Raw genomic sequence first — 22,484 nt, 5'->3', positions numbered from 1 at the left:
AGGTATGCCTTAATGAGGGCAGGTCCCTCTTATCTGCCCACCGAAATAAGAAAGCAACACCCGGATTCGTGTTTATCTTCTATTCGATTATGTGGAAGGGAAGAAAAGTATTTGCACAATCTTTCGGGATGGACAAGCGTTTGGGCCGGTTTATTATCGCGTGAGCGAGAATTTGAGACTGAGGCCAAAGTCTTGCGTGGTAGTGGGATAGCTGTTGCTGCTGAGCAGAGGCGTGTTGGTTTGACGGTCGTAATAAAAGCTCATGGTGAGCAATCGGGAGAGGGTATAGTCGGCCGAGAAACTGAGTTTGAAGGCTGTATTACCGCTGCTGGCAGCACTCGTGCGGGTGGCGATGTCGCGACTGATGCTGGCCTGGCGGCGATAGCTCAGGTCGAGCCGCATATTGAGGTCGTGGTTGGCATTGGCAGACGCCTTAGGTTTGGAAGTGGTATGGGTGGCAGAGGCTACGGAGGTTCGGTTCTTCGTCTTTACGGTGCGAGCAGTGTGGGGACCAAAGAGGCGGAAGTTGTTGATGCGATAGGCCAAACCCACCACCCAGTCGCGGCTCACGGCTTCGTTGATCTGCACACTCGTGAGACTCAAGCTCAACACCCGCGTACTGCGATATTCCACCTTGGCCGTGAGGTTGTTATTGAATGTCATATCCACTCCCAATAGAGGCGAGAAGGCCTCGTTGATGCTCACTGTAGAAACGTTGTAGGGACTGCTGGGGATAGGGCGACCGGTGGAGACATCGGTGATGAAACCGAGTCCGTTCATGTATTCCACAAAGGTGCTATACGAAGAATAAGAGCCTATGGCATAGATGCTTTTATAAGCGTGGTTGAGATTGATGCTCTTGAAATGGTTGCGGAGCCAGGGTAGCTTGGACAGTCCGCTATAGCGTAGTGTCCAGTTAGGCAACAGTCGGGCCAGACTGGGGAAGATGCTGAGCGACTGCCCCCCCATAGCTGTGTAGGAGTCGAGGAAGGCCGGTATCATCACGTCGGCACTGTAAGAACTCACCGTTCCGTTGGCGGGATTGAATGGTGTGCCGGCCAGTGCGGTTCCAGCAGGATAGAGTGCACCAGTGTACTGGGCCTCGACGCGATTGCGGAAAACAGGAAGAGCATCGCAGAACCGGGAGAACGACGCACTGCGGTAGCCGGTATTGGCCGAACCGATACCCTCGAAGGCGCTGCGCAACGAGATGGTGGTCATCGTGAAAGTGCCACTCTGGGTGGTGGGCGTACCGGCGTACATATATTGAATGCTACGGGCGGTGGTTTGGGTTCGTGCCGCGTGCAGATCGATCTTCAGATTACGTAGGGGTTCCAAGGTCATGCGCAATTGCAGATCTTCGGTTTTCGAGGTAGCAGCCGGTGTGGCCACCGAGTCGTTCATCAGAAGCCAATCTCTGTCGCGGGCACGACCAATATAGTCGTCGTCTATTAGTCCGAAGGCAAAATCGAGACCAGGAGCAAGTGCCGAGGTGCGACGTATCTGTCCGAAAGCATCGCCCACGTTGGGCATAAAGCCCGGCAACGACAGGGAGTATTGGTTGCGATAAGATAGACTCATCGACCGCACCATCATCAGTACGCGTGCAGCAGCTTGTGCCGTTTGGTACCAAGACAATTTCTCGAGCGGTTCTTTTGCCGTGACAGTTACTTTCAACTTCAGAGCACTATCCACGCGATTGATGATGCGTATTTGGTCGGTACCGCGCCGTCGGTAGCGCAACTGATAAAGTCGACCATCTTCGGTGCGTGCCGTCACAAGGAGTCGGCGCGAGTGTTTGTTGTGATGAATGTCGATAACGGTGTCGGGACGCAACGTTACTTCCTGTTCATAACTGTTGCGGTTCTTGGGAAGAGCTTGCTGTTGTTCCTGCACCCGTTTTTCGTCGCGAGTGATCTTCTTCTTTTGTAGATTGCGTTGTTCTTGCCGTTTTCGGTCGTGTTCATTGAAGTTAGGTTCGCGGTTAAACCGTTCATTGGTTTTGCGGAGGAAAGGAACGTGATTGTAAAGTTTCACGAGGTCGAACGTGCCGTTGATATTCAAGTCGCGATTGCTGACAATGGTATTACCCAACGATGTGCCATCGTCCATAGCAGTGCCGCGCACCCATCGGTAAGTGGCGTTATAGGTAGCATCGGTGTTCACCCAATTGAAGATGGGCAATAGGTTGAGCGGTGGCTGATAGGAAAGTGTGAACGACTGGTTGTAGTCGAGCGGCGTACCGAGACGTTTGATGCTGGTCCACACCGAGTCTTTCCAGGCCTGGTAGCGATCGGGGTACAGGTCTTTATTAACAGCGGTGTAAGGTTGCTCTATCTCGGCATGCGTTGCACTCTGGAAATTCATATGTAGATTGCGGGTGAGATCCCAACGCAGGGAGAAGTCGCGATTCCAAAGGAATTGCGAATTGAACGTGACGGGGAGTCTGTTGCCACCGGTGCTCTCCATATCGCGTTCTTGCAACTCATAGTAATTGCGGCTGATCTCTGAATTGAAGGCCAGGTTTTGCGGCAACCAGTTGAGACCGAATCGTTTAAGGATGTCGAGCCACTTCGATTTCGCTTTCATTCTTCTGAAGGGTTCGAGGGGGCGATACACCGGCGTCCAATTGTAACTCAGCGTTCCGCGCCAATTATCTTCCTTTTCGTAGACCGTTGTTTCGCCGCTGGAGAATCGGTGAGCATGACTGTAAGAGATAGAGAAGTTGGCCGGGTCGTAAGGCATGGGGTGACGTTTGTTTTGAATACCCACACGGAAGTTCGACAGAGAGAAATTGGTGCTCGTGGTTTGGGTAACGGCAATGCTCTTGATCGAATCGCGTTCCTGCTTATCGGCTGCGGCTTCAAGCGCATCTTTCAAACGCAAGTCGGTATCAAGCGGATTATACTTTGGACTCGTGGCCTCTTTCGTCATCGAGTAGTAGAGCGGTGCAGACACCTTGGCCTTCTCGGGGAAAAATTTGCCCAACTCAAGACTCGTCGTAACGCTATAAGTTTTAAAATTATCGGTTTTGCGCTGCGCGACTCCATCTTCCAGTCCACCGAAACCTTCGGAGATGTACTGGCCCTGCAGATTAACAGTTCCGAAATCCGAGAGCTGCAGGTTCAGATTACCCTGCGCCGCCCATCCGCCTTCATTCTCGTATTCTTTCAAGCGTAGTTCGTTCACCCATACCTCACCACTTTTTTGCGTTCCTGCATTGTTCCTTACACCGATAATCAAGGTTCTCACCTCGCCCAGTGTAGGATTTCCCATAATGGTGATCTTGTTTTTGGGTTTGTCGCTGTCGTAAGCACTATACGGTACCGTGTACGATGCAAGTCCAGCAGCTTTGGCTTTGTTTCGCTCCTTCTTCAGCGAGGTAAATACATTCAGGGCAATATCGAGCATATTCTCTTCAGGCCACACCGACCGACTGTCGGCATACGAACGATCGCTGTATTTATTGGGAGCGGTCAGGGTCAGCGGAATATCGTATTCGTAATAGTTGCTCTTATAATCGCTACCCAACCTTATAAATACCGACAGCTGACCATCGGTGAGCGTCGTAGCATTGGGTTCCAGGGCATTTGCATGTACAAACATTTGCAGCCGCTTGTATTGACGCAGATCGATAGTAGTATTCTTGTACACCGCTTTTGCTTCGCCGTGACTCAGATTCGTAACGACCATGCTTAAGGCCTGCTCATTGTCTTCTACCATCTGCGGCTGCGTGGGGTCGGCTCCGCGGCGTATTCCCGGCGGGAGAATATAATTCACCGGTGTCTTGTCGCTATTCTCTTCAAAACTAACTGCACTTACAGCCATCTTTCCTGTCTGCATGGCCGTGTTGCTAATGTTCTGTTCATAGGTGCGCCACTCACCTCTTACCAAGTCGAGTGCGCCAAAACGCATCACGATGGGATGTTTGAAACCCGTGAGAAACATGCGCATGAAACGAATACTGGTGAAATCGGAAATACTACCAAATCGCCGCTCATACTCTGTTACGGGAATGCGGAACTGATACCAAGTGACATTTTCGCTCGTGCCATTGCGCAGAGAAGCCGCCGCCTCCCGCTTATCTACGATAAAGTTTCGGCCCACCACCATGTCTGCCGGGCGAAGCGAGACGTGATATTGATAGTATTTCTCATATTCGTTGAGCGTGTAATCTTGATTGATATCTTCCACATCGGGCGTAGATTTGTACGACGTATCATAGCTCTCGCTGCGCGAATCGCTATCGGGCGAATTGCCCTGCGGGTTATTAATGTACTTATAGCGGTTCAGAATGGAGACGGCAGAGCGGTCGTAGTCCGAGCCGCGGAAATAATGATAGTTATCATTGGCGGGGTCGGCCTTGATCGAATCGAACACGGCAGGGCTCACCCGTGTCTGAACCGTTGTGAGAAAGGTTTGATAAGGTGAGAAATTACGCTCCTCCTCATCGTTGAGTCCGTTATAGCCCACATCTTGCAACACACGTGAGCCTTTCGATGTGGCAAACGCATAAGTGGTAGTGGCCTGCGTAGGAATCTTTCCCCACTGCGTGGTGGTGAAGCTTTGCGACCCGTCTACTGGCATTCCGCTCTCATAAAACTTCTTCCCGTCTTTGAGAATATCCTCGCTCACTTCGCCAAGGTTGATATAGAAGTCGCCCCCGTAGTCGCTGGCATTGCTCTGCTTATTCGTATAAATAAAGGGATCGAGCAGCCAGAACTCTATATACTCGATATTGGCTGTCTCGAAATCGTTGGTATCGAGTTTGCGCATCATTCCACCCCAATGTCTTGTCGGATTGTTGAGCGTACCATCGAGGCCGAGATCTGGATTGAAGTTATAGGGACCGCGCTCGTTGGGATAATAAGCCAAGTTGAGCACTGAGAGCGTAGACACACCGCCATAACTATTTTGGTCTCGGTTGGGAAAGAGTTCGCGGACAGGGACCTCACGCACATAATGATTGGAGAGTTGTTGCAAGTCGCCCTTGATGTGTGCTGGGGTGAGCGAACTGCTGCGACGGGTGAACAGCGGATCGATGGTGTACCATGCCAGTCGACTACGGTTATAGCCACTCGTCAATGTCGATTTGTCGTTATATTCGCTGAACATTGACGGCACACTCGACAGCGTCCACGAGGTAGGCGTGCTGACGTCGATAGCACTTTTCGTGGTCTCGAAGTCGTCGAGATAGGAGGCATTGTCTTGTGTTCCTTTGCCTTGTCCGGCAATCAGTTGGGCGAACTCTCCCGTAAAGCTGATTTGCGAGGGCTGACTAACATGCAAGAAAGGTATCTTATCAAGCAGATGAGTGAGCCATTGACTTTCTTTCTTCCAGTTGACGTTGAATCCCCACAGCGTATTGTTCAGAGGTTCGGCCCCCATGTTCACCTTAGTGGTGAGAGCTTGCTCGGAAAGATGTTGCAACGTGCCGCTCAATTGGAATTCTTTTGAGAAAGCGTATTCCCAGTTCAGACCGAACATCGTTTTGCGTTGTTGCCCATAATCGGTATTGCTTTCCAGCGAGACGTTTACCGCCGTTCCTGCGTCGATGATGCTTTGGTTAAGGATGGTCACCTCACCAGCATTATAGTCTACGCTATAGTCTACGCCCTCAGTGAGTCTTACACCTCCGGCTGTAACCACGACCGAGCCCTGCGGCACGTTGTAGGCTCCGAGCGAGATGACGTTGGCACTGGTGCCGCGGTATTGTCCGGACAGGAGGTATTTATTCTTCTCGGCAATCTGCTTGGCAATGGTTTTGGTAGAGCTGTAGAGTTCGGTAAAACTGTAGGTGCGGGCTACGGTAGCCGGAACGCCTTTGGCCACAAGATAGTTGTAGAGATAGGAACCAAAGGGTTCTGCCTTGGGAATGAAGACGCGTCCGTTGGCTACGGTATAGCCCTCGACAAAGTCGAAATAGCCGTTGGCGTGTGCCCGATTGTTATTGTCCAGGCGGTCGGCTCCTAACATTTTGATGAGCATTTCGTCTTTCACCTGCTGTTCCGGAATGTAGTTGAGATAGACGCCGGTAGTGTCGCTGAGGTATTTGATGTCGAGCCGGAACTTTGCCCGTTCTACGGATGAGGCCAGGTAATAGACGTTCTTCATCATGAGGTTCCAGTTGCCTTGTGCAGGATTGTTGCTGGTGTTTTTGAGCGACTTCACGAACAGAGCCTGACGGGTATCGGTGTTGTCGCCTGCAAACTCGCCCACTTGATAGGTCACGCCGCCGTAGGTGTATTCATAGGCTACAGCGAGTACTTGGTCGGTTTGCAACGAACTCTTTAGCGAAACGTATCCCAGGGCCGTATTGACGGTGTATTCCGAGGGAGAGAGCAATCGGGCACTTTCGAGCTTTTCGTAGTCGCTTCCGCCCACAAATCCGCTGAGTGCGTCGAGCACCGAGGAGGTTCTGTCGATGTCTCGGGCGGCGGAATAGGTTGTCGTCATGGCCGAATATTCCGAGTTTCCGCCATTGGAGGGAACGGTGCCGAATGTGCTCCAGAGCGGGTTGGAGAGGTGGCTCACTTCGCCCAGGTCGGTCAGGGCGATGATGTTGCGGGTATTGTTGGTGGTTCCGGTTTTGTTGGTCACCCATATCTCCACGCGGTTGATGGAGATGCCACTCATGAGATTGGGCAGGGAGGCCATCCAGGCATCGTATCGATCGCGGAAATAATGGGAGAGAAAGAAGTGTCGGTTTTCTTCATAGTCGGCCACGTTGATTTCGAAGGGTGTGAGCTGCACGCCGCCGCGCGAGGAGACGTTTTTGGAGGACGACTTCTTTTGCGAGGCTACGAGTTGCATTTTGAGTTTACCGAACTGCAGGTCGGTGCGTAGACCGAAGAGCGAGCTGGCCCCCTTCACCAGCGACGAGTTGGAGGGGAAGGTGACGTTTCCGGCCTCGACGAGTTTGATGATTTCGTCTTCCTTGCCGTCGTATTTGAGTTTGAGGCTTTGGGCATCGAAGTCGAAAGTGGCATCGGTGTTATAGTTGAGGTTCATGTTCACCTTGTCGCCCACCTTACCGTTGACGTTGATATTGATTTTCTCATCGAAGTCCATGGCCGTGGTTTTTCGGTTGCGGATGGGGATGGAGGGATTATCGATGTTTTTGAGGTTGACTCCAAAGCGTATCTCGGCAGAACCTTGTGTTTTGATGCGCACGCCGCCGGGCCCGAAGATCTTCTCGGCCGGTCCGAGGTCGAAGTGCATATCGGTGAAGTCGAATTTTTCTTTTCCCTTGGCTTGATAGATTTCGTTGTTCTTCGTGCGGAAGTATTGGTTTCGGGCCTGCCGTTCGCTCCACGTTCTGTATTCCTCGGGAGTCATCATGATGGGGGCGGCGAGGTAGGTAGACCCGATTTTGGCACCGATGATATATCGGTTGAGTGTGTCGTTGTATTCGACGGAGGAGCGCAGGTTGTCGGGTTGTTTGAGGTCTGCGGTTTTCCCTTTCAGGTCGGCATAGGAGATGGGCGTCGTGCGTTGCACTTTCCATCGGTTTTTGGTGGCTGCAGAGTCGGCCTTTGTTTCCTCGTCGGCCATTTGGAGGGAGTCTGCGGGTGTTTTTTCCGGTCGACGTGTTGGGTTGTTTTGCCGGGAGGGGATGGCAAAGGTGTAGCTCGCCATGAGAACGACGAGCCACAGGAGTGTGATATTTTTTGTGCGATGCAGACGAGCCACCCGGTAGGACGTTTGGTTACTTGATTCTTTTGAGTGCGATCTTCACCACCTGTTCGACGGGCAGTTGAGGTTGTTCGGTGAGGATCTCGACCACCACTTTGGCCGATGCGGCCGGAGCGAAACCGAGCATGGTGAGTGCGCCCACGGCTTCCTCTTTGACGTTGTTGTCTACGCTGTCGGCAACTCCTGCCGTGGCGGGCAATTCCTGCGCAATGCCGCTGGCGAGGATTTTGTCTTTGAGGTCGACGATGATGCGTTGAGCCGTTTTGGCTCCGATGCCTTTCACGGTTTTGAGCATCCGGTCGTTACCGGCTGAGATGACGTTGCAGAGTTCGGTGGTCGACATGGCCGAGAGAATCATCCGTGCCGAGTTGGCCCCCACGCCCGAGACACTGATGAGGAGCCGGTAGAGCTGTCGTTCCTGTTGTGTGGAAAAGCCATAGAGCGTGTAGGAGTCGTCCCGTCCGCCGGCCACAAGAGCTTCGTGCACGAGCAGTTTTGCCGTTTTCTGCCCTTGAAGGGCGGTATAGGTGTTGAGCGAGATGCTCAAGGCGTAGCCCACGCCGCCGGTTTCGATGATGGCCTGTGCGGGCGTGAGTTCTACGAGTTCGCCTTTGATATATTCTATCATTGGATGGGTTGTTTTTAGTGAGTCTTCGTTTCATCAACGTTCTCTCTCGCTATTTATTGTATCGGGGGGACGACTCCCTGATGAATTCCCCGCCGCGGGGAATGACCACGGAGACCCAAATGGTGAAATCCCGCCGCGGGAAACGGCTGCAGAAACAAATACGGCGTCTCTGAAATGTCCAGAGACGCCGTTTTCGTCGTATTCTATACAGGAGCATTTGTCTTCACTCCCTTTCACTCCTTAACTCCTTACTTCTTACTTCTTACTTCTTTACTCCTTACTCCTAAAGCTCAATTGCCCTCCGTCCGTGGCATCAATGAGGATGGGCTTGTCGCGCGAAACCTCTTCGGCAAGAATCTTCTTGCTGAGGTCGTTGAGCACATAGCGTTGGATGGCGCGCTTAACGGGACGTGCACCAAACTCGGGATCGTAACCCAGGTCGGCCAACACCTCAATGGCGCGCTCGCTCACCTCGATGTGGAACCCCTGCCCCTCGAGCATTCTACGCACACCGTTCATCTGCAAGCGAACCACTTCGGCAATCTCTTGCTTGGTGAGCGGCAGGAACATGATGGTTTCGTCGATACGATTGAGGAACTCTGGACGTATGGTTTGTTTGAGCATGTCCATTACCTTTTGGCGCGTTTCGGCTAAAACCTCATCGCGATTGGCATCGCTGAGGTGGACGCACTGTTGCTGGATGTACTGCGAACCAAGGTTAGACGTTATGATGATGATGGTGTTTTTGAAGTTCACCGTACGTCCCTTGTTGTCGGTTAGGCGGCCGTCGTCGAGCACTTGTAGCAGGATGTTGAACACGTCGGGGTGCGCTTTCTCAATCTCGTCGAAAAGAACCACGCTGTAAGGCTTACGTCTGACGGCCTCGGTCAACTGTCCGCCCTCGTCGTAACCCACATATCCCGGAGGTGCACCGATGAGCCTAGACACGCTGAACTTTTCTTGATACTCGCTCATGTCGATGCGTGTCATCATCGATTCGTCGTTAAAGAGGTATTCGGCCAAGGCCTTCGCCAACTCCGTTTTACCAACACCCGTTGTGCCGAGGAAGATAAATGAGGCGATAGGACGTTTGGGGTCTTGCAGACCGGCACGACTTCTGCGCACGGCATCGCTAACTGCGGCGATGGCTTCGTCTTGTGCGATCACGCGGCGATGCAGCTCTTCTTCGAGGTGCAACAGCTTTTCGCGCTCGCTTTGCAGCATCCGCGTTACGGGGATGCCCGTCCAACGGCTCACCACTTCGGCAATGTCGTCGGCCGTCACCTCCTCGCGCACCATGCCTTCTCCGCCTTGCGTGGCTTGCAGTTGCTGCTTAATGTGCTCGATGTCGCTGTCCAGCTCTTTCAGCTTGCCATACCTAATTTCGGCCACACGTTCGTAATTGCCCTCGCGTTCGGCCCTATCGGCCTCGTGGTTCAAGCGTTCAATCTCCAGCTTGTTTTGCTGAATCTTGTTGACCAGCGCCCTTTCGCTCTCCCATTTGGCCCTGAATGCCTTCTCTTGTTCGCGCAATTCGGCTATATCCTTATCCAATTGCGCCATCTTGGGCTCATCGTTTTCGCGCTTAATGGCCTCTCGTTCAATCTCCAACTGTTTAAGGCGACGGGTTATTTCGTCCAGTTCTTCGGGCACCGAGTCGCGTTCCATTCGCAGTTTTGCTGCCGCCTCGTCCATCAGGTCGATGGCTTTGTCGGGCAGAAAGCGGTCGGAGATGTAGCGTTCAGACAGTTGTACGGCGGCAATACAAGCGTCGTCCTGTATACGCACCTTGTGATGGTTTTCGTAACGCTCCTTAATACCGCGCAAAATAGAAATGGCGCTAAGCTCATCGGGTTCGTTTACCATGACGGTTTGAAAGCGGCGTTCCAGCGCTTTGTCTTTTTCGAAGTACTTTTGATACTCGTTGAGCGTGGTGGCACCTATGGCCCTGAGTTCTCCACGAGCCAACGCGGGTTTCAAAATGTTGGCGGCATCCATCGCCCCTTCGCCTCCGCCAGCTCCAACGAGCGTGTGAATTTCGTCGATAAAGAGGATGATCTGCCCATCGGCGTTGGTCACTTCCTTGATAACACTTTTCAGTCGCTCTTCAAATTCGCCCTTATACTTGGCCCCTGCAACCAGTGCGCCCATGTCTAGCGAATACAGTTGCTTGTCTTTCAGGTTCTCCGGCACGTCGCCACGCACGATGCGTTCAGCCAAACCTTCAACAATGGCGGTCTTACCCGTGCCCGGTTCGCCTATCAATATGGGGTTGTTCTTGGTGCGGCGCGAAAGAATTTGCAACACGCGACGTATCTCGTCGTCGCGCCCGATAACAGGGTCTAACTTGCCGTTACGAGCGTCTTCCACCAAGTTCTTGGCGTATTTCTCCAACGATTGGTAGTTCTCGTCGCCCGATTGCGACTTCACCTGTTGCCCTTGCCGTAGGGCCTCGATGGCAGCGCGCGCATCTTTTTCGGTGCATCCCGCATCTTTCAGTATGCGAGCGGCCGACGAATTAACGGCCAGTAAAGCGAGGAAGAGCGGCTCAACCGAGACAAACTCGTCGCCAAGGCTCTTCGATACGTCTTCGGCCTTCAACAAAACGTTGTTGGCTTCGTTACTTAGGTAGGGGTTTCCGCCCGCTACACGCGGGAGATGTTCTACTTCCGAATTAACCAACGTGCTTACCTGCATGGCGTTAACGCCAAGCTTTTGGAAGATGTAGTTGGTTACATCGGCAGCCTTTTCAAGCAAGGCCTTGAGCAGGTGCACCGGTTCGATGCTCTGTTGGCCTGCCCGTTGCGCAATGTTCACGGCCTCTTGGACCGTTTCTTGCGCTTTGATTGTATACTTGTCGAAGTTCATTGTATGGTTCTCCTTTCTTGATTATTCAGTTTGTTATCCATATATTTTTATGGTCTATTCCTATCTCTTCAAAGGATATGCCCAAGTCGAAATGCTGACATTTTAGCACACCTCAGCCCTATTAATATGACATTTTGTCATCACATCTAACAAACGGTTCTACTATGCTGTAGGAGAAAAGAATAACGAACAATGAAAAACAGACCAACCCCGTTAGGGTTGTTATGGGTGGGGACCGCTTAAACAGGGTAGCCTCGTTTCACTCGCCAACCCTGCTCTACCAACGGACCAACCGCTATGCGGTTGTTAGCGAAAGAGCACTTGGTGTTTTGTGCACAAGCATCATTTACACCGCAAGAGGTGGTTTCTCGCACATCGGGGAATGTCTGTCATGCATCGGAATGGTCTCTGCCATACACCGGGAGGTCATCTGCCATATATTCGTAAATCATCTGTTATGCATCGAAATCCTATCTGCCACCTATTGGGAATGCTCTGCGCAAGTAATACCAACGGCCCAATCGCTTATGCGGTAGGCGGCACACGCCAACAATAGAACATATAGGAGAGGTTTCCCGCATATGATTGCCTAACGGGAATATAAATAGCGAGCCGATTGTTTGTGGCATCCTTTTCTTTTTCATACCTTTGCCTACATCTACACAAACATAAACAATCATCATGGCAAACAATGAACTTTTGATGAATGCCAACGAAGTGGTGGCGTTCTTGCAGAAACCGTCGTCGGAGTGGACTAAAGACGACATTGTGCGTTTTATTCGCGAAAATGAAATCAAGATGGTGAACTTGATGTATCCGGGCGGAGACGGGAAGTTGAAAACACTCAATTTCGTGATCAACAACCTGGACTATCTCGACACCATTCTCACCTGCGGCGAACGGGTGGATGGCTCGAGCCTCTTCTCCTTTATCCAGGCGGGCAGCAGCGACCTTTATGTCGTACCGCGTTACTCGTCGGCCTTTGTCGATCCTTTTGCCGAGATTCCCACGCTTTGCCTGTTGGCTTCTTATTTCGACAAGGATGGTAATCCGTTGGAGAGCTCGCCCGAGTATACGTTGGCGAAGGCAGCGAAAGCTTTTCGTGAGGTGACGGGCATGGAATTCCATGCTATGGGCGAACTGGAATACTATGTCATCACGCCCGACGAGGAGGTGTTTCCCGCCGTTGACCAGCGCGGCTATCACGAGTCGATGCCTTATGCCAAGACCAACGATTTCCGCACGCTCTGTATGTCGTACATTGCCAAAGCGGGTGGACAGATTAAATACGGACACTCGGAGGTGGGCAATTTCAGTCAGGACGGACTGGTGTATGAGCAGAACGAAATAGAGTTCTTACCCGTGCCTGTAGAAAAGGCCGCCGACGAACTGATGATTGCTAAGTGGATCATCCGTAACTTGGCTTATCAGATGGGGATGAACGTGACCTTTGCTCCGAAAATCACTACGGGCAAGGCCGGCTCGGGCATGCACATTCACATGCGGCTGATGAAAGATGGACGCAGCATGATGCTCGATGGAGGCCGATTGAGCGATACTGCGCGTACCGCCATTGCCGGACTCATGGAGTTGGCGGCTGGCATCACGGCCTTCGGCAATAAGAATCCTACGTCTTACTTCCGGCTCGTGCCCCATCAGGAGGCTCCCACCAATATCTGTTGGGGCGACCGCAACCGGTCGGTTCTTGTGCGTGTGCCGCTGGGCTGGGCTGCAGGCATCGATATGTGCCACAAGGCCAATCCGCAACAGCCGACGGAGTTGCCCGACACGTCGCTGAAGCAGACGTTCGAGGTGCGTTCGCCCGACGGATCGGCTGATGTCTATCAGTTGCTCGCCGGTCTGTGCGTGGCCTGTCGGCATGGTTTCGAATTGTCCAACGCGCTCCGCATAGCCGAGCAAACCTATGTAGATGTGAATATCCACGATGCGGCCAATGCCGGAAGGTTGGCCGCCCTGGGACAGTTGCCCGACAGTTGCGCGGCCTCGGCCGACTGTTTGGAGCGTCAGCGGGCCGTGTTCGAAAAGCATGGTGTGTTCTCTCCGGCAATGATCGACGGTATCATCGCCCAGCTTCGCGCCTTTGACGATGCCACGTTGCGGAAGGACATTGAGGGACATCCCGCCGAACTCAAGGCTTTGGTGGACCGTTATTTCCACTGTGGATAAAGGCATCTCTTTTTTCTCGCTCTTTGTGCGCATGGCAAACTCCCCTTTGTTTGCCGTGCGCATTTTTTGAGTCTGGACGAACGATGAATGACCGAATTTTCAGTCGGTATCGCTTCCGCGAAAGAAGAGTCTCCGAAAGTTCTTATCAAACTTTTGGGGATTCTTCTTTTCTTGACCGGAGCGAGAGGTCGACCTTGATTGTATGAGGAACGGATTCCTATTGCGCGATGAACCGATTTCTATTGTGCGAGAAGTCGTCGGGCGTACTCGATAAGGGTGTCGCGACCACGGCGGAGATCGGTGCCACGGAGGCCGACGAGATGGTGGGGAGCAATGCCGAACTCGGTGTTCTGCTTGTCGCGATCGTACATCGGGCAGGCCGAGAAGCGCACGGCCCAACCGTTAGGCAGTTCGCTTGAAAAGGGCAGTCCGGCACCACCGCCCGTCCTGTCGCCCACAATCGTTACTTGGGGGCAACACTTCATGTATTTCACAAATTCGTTGGCGGCACTGTACACGCCGCGATTGGTGAGGACAACAACCTTTTTCTGCCATCTGAGTCCGCGCGAAGGTTTCAGCTTCTGTTCGCTCAGAGGTGAGAAGTCGTTATGCCCGCGGCCGCGCTTGTGTTGGAGGTAGCCTACCGTGAGGGTCTCGTTGGTGAAGCGTGCAGCCAGCTCTTCGGCACTGGTGACAAGCCCGCCGCTGTTGTCGCGTAAGTCGATGATGAGCCCGTTGCAGGGAGCGAGGTAGAGCAGGATGTTATCGAGATTGCCGCTGCCAAAATCGTTGATGAAGGTAGCACAGCGGATGTAGCCTATGTTGTCGTCGAGAATGCGATACTTCAGACCGGTGGCAATGCGATAGTCGGTGCCGAGATATTTGCGCAGCAAAGAGTCGCTCAGATTGCGGGGATATTTCTCGTGCCAGGCCCAGTTCCGCCCTACGTCGAAGGGAGAATAGAGGTTGACGTGACCGTCCTTCAACTCGCCGAGCATGTTGGTGAGCACCTCGAAAGTCTGTTCCTCGGTGAGGTTCGCACTCAATTGTGGGGCATATCGACGGTATACCTCGTTCCAGTCTAAGCCGTAAGCCTGTTTTTTATAATCGAAAAAGCAATAGTGCTCGTCGATAATGCGCCAAAGGGCTTCGAAGTTGCCACGTGGCGTATTCTCATATTCGGGTTCGTTCACACAGGCCGAAAGCGTGAAGAGCAGCGACAACAGATAGAGCAGAAAGCGTGTAAGAGAGATTTTCATGGGGCAATCTTGATGAGTTTGAATCGCTTGACTACGCCGATAACCAAGCCGTGGGTGTAGACGTGCGTCTTCAGGCGGTTGACGTGCGACTGCTGTACATCGCCGATATAGCCGATGCGGATGGTGGAACGCAGCAGAGGAAAGTCGAGCGTGAGCGTCTGTCGCAGAGACGGTGCAGAGAGAAAGGTGGTGGGAACGAGATTATGATCGTAGTTGCCTTCGGAGAAAATCTCGTAATACGACTGTCCGTAGTTGGGCGAAAACATCAGACCGACGAGCGGAACAGAAGCTTCATAGCGCAAGGAGAAAGGTCGACCGAGAAGTCTGAAACTATAGGTGGCAGCAGCCGAGGGGGCAAGATGGAGGAGGACACGTGCCTGGGCGGGATTGTTGGAGTTGTGGGTGTTATAGATAAAGCCGAGATTGATGTCTGCCATCCCACCCACTTTGAGATTGAACTGCCCACCGCAGAGCGCGAAATTGTAGTGCAGGGCATAGCCGAAGTTGTACATTCCGGCGATCTCATTGCCGCTCTTGGCCCGATTATGCACGTAAGAGATGTTGCCTTGATGCACCAACTGGCGCGAGAGTCGGCTGCCCTCACGCTCGCGTGTGGTGTGGGAGAGGAACCGCAGGTCGGTGCCACGGTATTTTTCGGGCGAGAGATATGTGTCCAACACCTGGGTATAACCTACGCCAAAGAGTTTGGCATTGGTTATTACTTTATCGCCGGATGGGGTTTCAACAGTTTGCGCCTGGATTTTCAACATAGGCGCAAAAAACAGCAAGAGCAGAAGAAACCCTTGTCTGGCGACCGTCCCTGCGGGGCGAACGCGGCATCCGAAGGCTCGTTCTGCTCTTGCTGTCAATCTCTTGATAGAGAGAAGTAGAGAGTATGTTTTCATCGTTGCAAAGTTCAATCATGTGGAAGATTCGTCGTCGGGGAACGAAAGACTGAGCTGCCCTGTCATTTCATCGATCACTTGCTGCTCGGTTTTATCTCTGTCGGGGTCGAGGTTGTTGTCTTCTTCGGTAGGTATTTCTCTTTCGGAAGTAGGTCTTTCCTCCTCGGAAGTAGGCTTATCTTCTTCGGCATCGGGTGTTTCCGGTTCGGGGAAACGGGTTGGTTCCAGTTCCTCCACTGTCTCCACTGTCCACGTAGACAGGCGTTTGCCCTTGGCCTTGAAGCTCTTTACGCCCACAAATTCTTCGAGATCTACCTCTATTGGCAGGCGATCTTTGTCGTGCCCGCCGAAAGTCACTCGTATGCGAGGATAGACCTCGTCGGTGAGCAGCAACAACCGACTCTTCGGATTCTCGCCCATATAGGTTTGATGTCGCTTCGAGGCCTCCATCGTGAACCGTTTGATGTAGGCATAGTTATCATTATCGGCATCGAAGAGCACGGCACTCCACACCTTTTCTTCGTCCCATTTCTCAATGATTTTGATGTTGTCTTCGTAGTGGTTGTTGGCATCGAAGTTGGTGAGATAGAACTCGTTGTTGTCAAGCACCACCAGAATCGAATCGTTTTCGTGGAACTCTCCCAACAGTCTTCCTTGCTCGTCGTAGTTGATTCGGTTGACATCCGGATCAAACCAAACCTTTCTCCCGCCCAGCGTACTGTGCCCGTGACTCTTAAGCCCAATGCGGTTGACAGGTACTTTACAGATGATGTTGCCCCTTGCGGCACGTCCTTTGATGAGCACTTTAGAAAAGTCGTACTCCAGGAAGATCTTCTTTTTCTTCGGACTGGGCTCCAACGTGAGTTTGATGATCTCTGCTTCGCCATTCGGATTGGCTGTGAAATAGACCACACGCGACCCCGCCGTGCCTTGCGTCAGGTCGTATTCCCGGTCGCGAGTCATGGCTGGCACGTTGAAGCGTTTGATATAATAAAAGCCTTGTTTTCCGTCGCGATACACCACATTGTAGGTAGTTCGCTTGTCATTTCTCTTGTAGACCTGTACGTGCAGCACATTCTTGCCCACAAAAATCTTGTCGGCCACACGCAGCACCTTGTATTTCCCATCTTTGTAGAAGATGATGATGTCGTCGATGTCCGAACAGTTGCAAACAAACTCATCCTTCTTGAGTCCCGTTCCCACAAATCCCTCGTTGCGATTGATGTAGAGTTTCTCGTTCGCCTCAACCACTTTGGCCGCTTCGATGGTCTCGAAGTTGCGTATTTCAGTGCGTCGCGGATGGTCGTTTCCATATTTGTCGATCAGGAATTGGAACCATTTCACGGTGACATCCGTCATGTGCGCCAAGTCGTGCTCGATGCTTTCAAGTTCCTCTTTGATGCGCGCCATCAGCTCGTCGGCTTTGTCTTTGCTGAATTTTAGGATGCGTTGCATCTTGATTTCCATGAGTCGCAGAATGTCGTCGCGTATCACTGGGCGGATGAAATCGGCCTTGAAAGGTTCGAGTCTCTCGTCGATATACATCACGGCAGCATCCATATTCTCGGCATTTTCAAACTTCTTGTCTTTATAGATGCGCTCTTCGATGAATATCTTTTCGAGAGACGAGAAGAAGAATTGCTCCAATAGTTCGCTTCTACGAATCTGAAGCTCTCGGCGCAACAGTCCCATCGTGCTGTCTACGCTATGGCGCAACACCTCGCTCACGGTGAGAAAGCGAGGTTTGTTATCTTCAATCACACAGCAATTGGGTGAGATGTTGATTTCGCAGTCGCTGAATGCGTAGAGTGCATCAATGGTTTTGTCCGACGAAATGCCTGGAGCCAGATGCACAAGTATCTCTACCTCGGCGGCCGTATTGTCGTCTACACGCTTAGCCTTGATTTTTCCCTTTTCGACGGCTCGGAGAATCGAGTCGATCAACGTTGTTGTGCTCTTGCTGAAAGGGATTTCACGAATGGCGAGCGTCTTGCTGTCGAGCTTCTCTATCTTGGCTCGTACCTTAAGAGATCCGCCCCGTTGTCCGTCGTTATATCTTCCTGTGTCGATTAGTCCGCCTGTAGGGAAGTCGGGATAAAGCCTGAACGGCTCTCCTTTGAGATAGTGAATCGCCGCCTCACAGATTTCTTTCATGTTGTGGGGCAGAATTTTCGAGCTCAGTCCTACGGCAATACCCTCGGCCCCTTGTGCCAAAAGCAATGGAAATTTCACCGGTAAGGCAATGGGTTCTTTGTTTCTCCCATCGTAGCTGGCTTGCCATTCGGTGGTTTTGGGGTTAAAAACGGTGTCGAGCGCAAACTTCGATAGCCGCGCCTCAATATAACGTGGAGCAGCCGCACGGTCGCCTGTGAGGATGTTACCCCAGTTTCCTTGCGTGTCTACCAACAAGTCTTTTTGTCCCATCTGCACCAATGCGTCGCCGATGGAAGCATCGCCGTGCGGATGAAACTGCATCGTATGGCCCACGATGTTTGCCACCTTGTTATAGCGTCCGTCGTCCATTCGTTTCATCGAGTGCAAGATGCGTCGCTGAACAGGCTTCAGTCCGTCTTCGATATTGGGTACGGCACGTTCCAAAATCACGTATGAGGCATAATCGAGGAACCAGTTTTGATACATACCGCTGAGATGGTGCACTGCCGAAGCGTCGAACCTGCCCACGGGTTGATAATCGGAATGCGTTTCTGGCGTAAGCTCTTCGCCTTCCATTTCCAGCTCGTCTTTGTCTTTTATTTCGTCGTCCATAGTTTGTTTGCCTGTTTTTAGTTCTCCCGAAGTCGAGAGAGTAGAAGTTAGAACCACTTCTTGTGCTATGCAAAAATACAAAGAAAAATCCGAAATTGCCTGTCATTGCCTGCTTAAATGGTTATTTTGGCAAACGCCTCTTTCCCTTTAAGCCTCCTCTAATTGCTACTTTAGGTAGGCATTTGTTTTCCCGGTACATCGCTCCCTCTTCGGTTTCGCAATGCAATCTCTTAGCTTTTGACGTTCATTTTCTTAGCTTTTACTCTCTATTCTCTTAGCTTTTGCATGTCAATCTCTTAGCTTTTTCGGAGCGTTTGTTTTTTTAACGTAAAGTGTACATGATACAATAGCAGCTTGAGGTCGAAGATTGATGCTTACATCTGTGCTGAAACGGTCTTTATAAGTCGATTTTCTGCGACTTCTGACGAGCGGATGGCCACAACCTTATATCGTTATTGTTGTTGAGAATCAATGATACGAGACAATAAAAGGGCTTATCTCACGACAAGCCCATTTATTATACAAAAACATTATGAATTTTATTTAGCGAACAAGATTAAAAGTTTATCGTTATATGATCATTTCTTCATTATGTCATTTCTATTGAGCCATTTTGTAATCGCGTTCCTTTCGTTCGCAGTAGCGTTCGCATTGCCGGCAGATGTCATAGCCAAGCATTGCTCCGAGGATAAAATCCTCTTCGGGAGTGAGCTGATTCAGCGGTCGGTTCACCATCAGACGAATGGCATCTAAGCATTCTTTGCGACCGAAGAACAGGTTTAAGTTCTCCTTTCCAACCTGCTGCACCACGTAGTCGATGTGTTGTCGCTCTAATCTTTCCACCGCGTACCGTTCATATTTCTTGCTGAATGTGTAGAGAACCATCTGTCTTACGCCTTTCTTATATTCGTAAATATGATTCATCAACACCTTCATGTCGGCAGGTAACATCTCTGTCTGCGGCATAGCTCTTTTGTTCTGCTTAGGGCGAGGCGTCGAAACGCCTGCCCATAAGGTTGCTTTCAATTACAAAAACTACTTTCTTTTCCGCTCTTACAGCGAGGGTTTGATGGCCTCGAGCCAAGCATCGATGCGGCCTTCGGTCTTATCATCCTCGTTCACATCGTCGAGAGCAAGACCTACGAACTTACCGTCTGCCACGGCTTCGCTATCATCGAACGTATATCCATCGGTAGAAACTTCACCCACAAGCGTGGCTCCTGCCTCTTTGGCAGCATTGTAAAGTTCGGCCATTGCACCGCAGAAAGTGTCCGAATAAGATTCTGCGTCTCCGCAACCGAAGACGGCTACCGTCTTGCCTCCTAAGCCAGCGTCTTTCAAAACCTTCACGCCGTCGTACCAATCGTCTTGCAGTTCGCCTGCACCCCATGTAGAAGTACCGAGCAGAAGATTCTCGTTTTCTGCAATGACGTCTGCATTCAGGTTGGCAACGTCGATTGATTCAACACCCAGTTTGTTGGCAATGCTCTCGGCAATGCTTTGGCAGGTTCCTGTAGAAGAACCGTAAACTACCACCGTTTTTTTCATTTCAATTCTTAGTTTTATTTGTTTATTGATTACGAATGCAAAGGTATCTACAAAAAAACAATGCCGCAATACCTAAAAATGGTGTTTTTATAGAATACCTATTTATGATTATCTCGATTGGTCTTTCTCTGCGGTTGTTTCTCGAGAGTGTGTGTCTCAGGGCCTGTTTACAGGCGCAACAAGGTCGAACCGGTGCAAGAAGCACTGTCGCCATCTATCTGAATGACATATACTCCTGGTTGGAAACGGCTTAGATCCACCTCGTAATTTGAAGCGGAAACGATGTGTGGCATACTTAAAAGTAATGAACCCGATACCGAGTAGACCCGCAATCGAAATGTATGGGATTGTGTGTCGGCGAATGTGATGGCCACTTTCTGATTGGGCAAAGGTTGGAATTGCACACCGACGGGTTGTTCTCGAGAGAGTTCCGGCACGTGTGTCAGACCCAGAATGTCGAGCAAACCTTGATAGACATCAATCTGTCCATGTCCATATTCGTTGTTGGGATAGGAGAGTGAGGAGTCGTAATGGGTGCAGGTTCTGCTGAAAACGCCTCGTATTTCGTTGGCTGTGAGCGAGGGCTTGGCCTGCAACCATAGGGCGATAGCTCCTGCAACAGCCGGTGCAGACATAGAGGTGCCCGTGTTGCTGGTCCATGAATAGGTTCTGCCCTTGTGCTGAAATCGCTTCACATCCCAGTCTACATCTCCTGCTGCGGGATGATTTTCCAGATAAAAACTGTTGTAAGACGAGATGATATTGCTACCGGGTGCCATCACGTCGGGTTTTGTTCGCCCGTCGAAAGTGGGTCCTACCGACGAGTAAGGAGCCCTTTCACCGTTGCTTCCGTTCATCGAAACCTTCTTCACCCCTCTATAATTAATAAGGTGTGTGCGGTAAGAGGTGGCCCCGACGCAGATCACCGAGGGAGCACTTCCCGGCGAAAGGATGCTGTGGGTGTAGTCTCCGTCACGCAGAGCCATGTTTTTTGTGTTGGCATACCACTGCCCGATGCCTCTGAACATCTCTACGTTGGCATTCTCGCCCAATAGCTCTATCGACATAGGAAGTTCGTATCGCCCCGCTCGCAGTTGTTTCAACATCACGTCATAGGCCATCTCGCGCTTATCATAGGCCGAGGGATAGGCTTGCACCAACAGTTCATACGACCAGGCACCGAGCCTGATAGTGTCTTTCAACAGCGAGTCGGTGCATTGCAACACGCGCTTGGTGTCTACCACGGTCGTATCTTTTCTGCTGCGGTAGAAAACCAGTTGCAGGAGAAAGTCGGCATCGCTTTTGAGCGTACAGTAAGCCGTTCCGTTTCTAAGTTTGACAAACGTGCCGGCCCGCTTCCGTCCCTTGTCTTTGCGAAGATAAGATTTTTGTGCTCCATTGTTGCCTGCCGAGGCCACGATGATACGTCCCGGACCGCTCAAGCTGTCGAGAATGGCATAATAAAGGCGGTCGTCGCCGTGGAAATCTTGAAGTCCGCCCTCGCTGAACGATACCACACAAGGTTTGCCCTCCCTCTGAGCATAGTCCATGATGTATTTAAAGCCCAGGGCATCGGTGGCATAGGTATATTTATAACGGTCTTTCTTAGGGATGAGATGCACGTTTTCGCCGGTGAGATTGGCCACCAGGCAGAGGTCGCTCTCAAAGGCCACGCCGCGGTAAGGACTGGAGAATCCGCTGCCGGCAGCAATCCCCAGCGTGTGCGTACCATGCGTTTGATCTTTTCCGTCGCGCGAGTGTGCCAACTTGAACAGCTTCTCCTCCGTGGTATAATCGGCCCCGACATAGAGCGTCGAGCCGATGGTGTCGGTAGAAAGCTGGTCCCAGAAGGCTTTGATGCGGAGTGTTGTGCCGGTGGAGTCGCAGAAGTTGGGGTGCGTTAGGTCGAATCCGATGTCCTCGACACCCACCACCACGCCTTTGCCCGTATAGGCCTGTGGCAACGATTTCCCGGCATACACCGGTAGGGCATTGATGTATTGGGGGGTGATGTCCATCAGAGCGTTGTTTCCGCTGCCCGATTCGATTCGCAGAATGCTCTGCTCGCACGAGAGGGCCGGCAGACTTTCGAGGGGAATATCCACGATGTGAATATGACCAAAACTGGCCAACAGGCGACAATGATACCGGCGCAGCACGTCTTCGTGCAGACCGTCGGTCTGCACGAAAGCACATAGACGCATGTTTGTAGGAGTTGCCAGGCGCGTTGCCTCGTTACTTTGTGCGGCCTGTTCTAATACGATTTGTCGCACAAATCCCGACATCTTGCCATATTCCACTTGCCGACCCAGTGCCACAAGGCAGCTTATGATCAATAAAGTAAGTAACCCGTATCTTTTCATTTTCTTTTTGTTCTTATTTCCGATATTCTTTGCAGAACATGTCTTTAACGGCTTGCAAAGTAACTAAAAATACTCCGTTTCGGCAAGTTTTCCGCGCTTTATCCCGCCTCATCTTCATCTACGGAGAAGGGCTTGCTAAATTCTTCTTTTTCAGTAGATTGTCAAACGATTTTCAAAACCTTAGCTTTTGCCATGCGTTTTCTTAGCTTTTAGCGTGCGTTTTCTTAGCTTTTAGCGTGCATTTTCTTAGCTTTCGCATGGCGTT

The 22,484-nt window shown here is 51.5% G+C and carries 10 protein-coding genes; 1 reads left to right on the top strand and 9 read right to left on the bottom strand.

Annotation, left to right across the window (positions count from 1 at the left end; genetic code table 11):
• Nucleotides 1-153: 153 nt before the first annotated feature.
• The 3 genes from sprA to clpB form a co-directional block, all read right to left on the bottom strand.
• Nucleotides 154-7,638 (bottom strand): cell surface protein SprA, encoded by a 7,485-nt coding sequence (gene sprA, locus J5A66_RS07410; protein ID WP_211791466.1) that lies wholly within the window; start codon nt 7,636-7,638, stop codon nt 154-156.
• Between the two features lie 70 nt (nt 7,639-7,708).
• Nucleotides 7,709-8,323 (bottom strand): Holliday junction branch migration protein RuvA, encoded by a 615-nt coding sequence (ruvA, locus tag J5A66_RS07405; RefSeq protein WP_211790016.1) that lies wholly within the window; start codon nt 8,321-8,323, stop codon nt 7,709-7,711.
• Between the two features lie 270 nt (nt 8,324-8,593).
• A complete protein-coding gene (clpB, locus tag J5A66_RS07400) occupies nt 8,594-11,191 on the bottom strand; it encodes an ATP-dependent chaperone ClpB (protein WP_211790015.1) in 2,598 nt (865 codons plus the stop codon).
• 681 nt (nt 11,192-11,872) lie between these two features.
• Here clpB and J5A66_RS07395 point away from each other — a divergent pair.
• A complete protein-coding gene (locus J5A66_RS07395; protein WP_211790014.1) occupies nt 11,873-13,378 on the top strand; it encodes a glutamine synthetase family protein in 1,506 nt (501 codons plus the stop codon).
• A 239-nt stretch (nt 13,379-13,617) separates the two neighbouring features.
• Here the strand turns inward: J5A66_RS07395 and J5A66_RS07390 are convergent, their stop codons facing one another.
• The 6 genes from J5A66_RS07390 to J5A66_RS07365 all read right to left on the bottom strand — a co-directional run bounded on the left by J5A66_RS07390 (nt 13,618) and on the right by J5A66_RS07365 (nt 22,219).
• On the bottom strand, nt 13,618-14,637 hold the full coding sequence (locus tag J5A66_RS07390; RefSeq protein ID WP_211790013.1) for a S41 family peptidase: 1,020 nt from the start codon (nt 14,635-14,637) through the stop codon (nt 13,618-13,620).
• Nucleotides 14,634-15,407 (bottom strand): DUF3316 domain-containing protein, encoded by a 774-nt coding sequence (locus tag J5A66_RS07385; protein ID WP_249110050.1) that lies wholly within the window; start codon nt 15,405-15,407, stop codon nt 14,634-14,636. The genes J5A66_RS07390 and J5A66_RS07385 overlap by 4 nt, the downstream gene beginning before the upstream one ends.
• 150 nt (nt 15,408-15,557) lie before the next feature.
• Nucleotides 15,558-18,308, bottom strand: a complete 2,751-nt coding sequence (locus tag J5A66_RS07380; RefSeq protein WP_211790011.1) for a DNA gyrase/topoisomerase IV subunit A — start codon at nt 18,306-18,308, stop codon at nt 15,558-15,560.
• Between the two features lie 600 nt (nt 18,309-18,908).
• The gene (locus tag J5A66_RS07375) at nt 18,909-19,274 is read right to left on the bottom strand and encodes a DUF2023 family protein (RefSeq protein WP_211790010.1); all 366 of its coding nucleotides are present in this window, start codon (nt 19,272-19,274) and stop codon (nt 18,909-18,911) included.
• 87 nt (nt 19,275-19,361) lie between these two features.
• Nucleotides 19,362-19,856 carry a flavodoxin FldA gene (gene fldA, locus J5A66_RS07370; RefSeq protein WP_211790009.1) on the bottom strand — a complete coding sequence of 165 codons (495 nt, stop codon included), beginning with the start codon at nt 19,854-19,856 and terminating at the stop codon, nt 19,362-19,364.
• Between the two features lie 167 nt (nt 19,857-20,023).
• Entirely contained in the window at nt 20,024-22,219 is a 2,196-nt protein-coding gene (locus J5A66_RS07365; RefSeq protein WP_211790008.1) for a S8 family serine peptidase, read from the bottom strand.
• Between the last annotated feature and the right edge of the window lie 265 nt (nt 22,220-22,484).

It is taken from the genome of Prevotella sp. oral taxon 475 (assembly GCF_018127805.1).
In the GTDB taxonomy this organism is placed as follows: domain Bacteria; phylum Bacteroidota; class Bacteroidia; order Bacteroidales; family Bacteroidaceae; genus Prevotella.
This window is presented reverse-complemented; position numbering and strand designations above follow the sequence as displayed.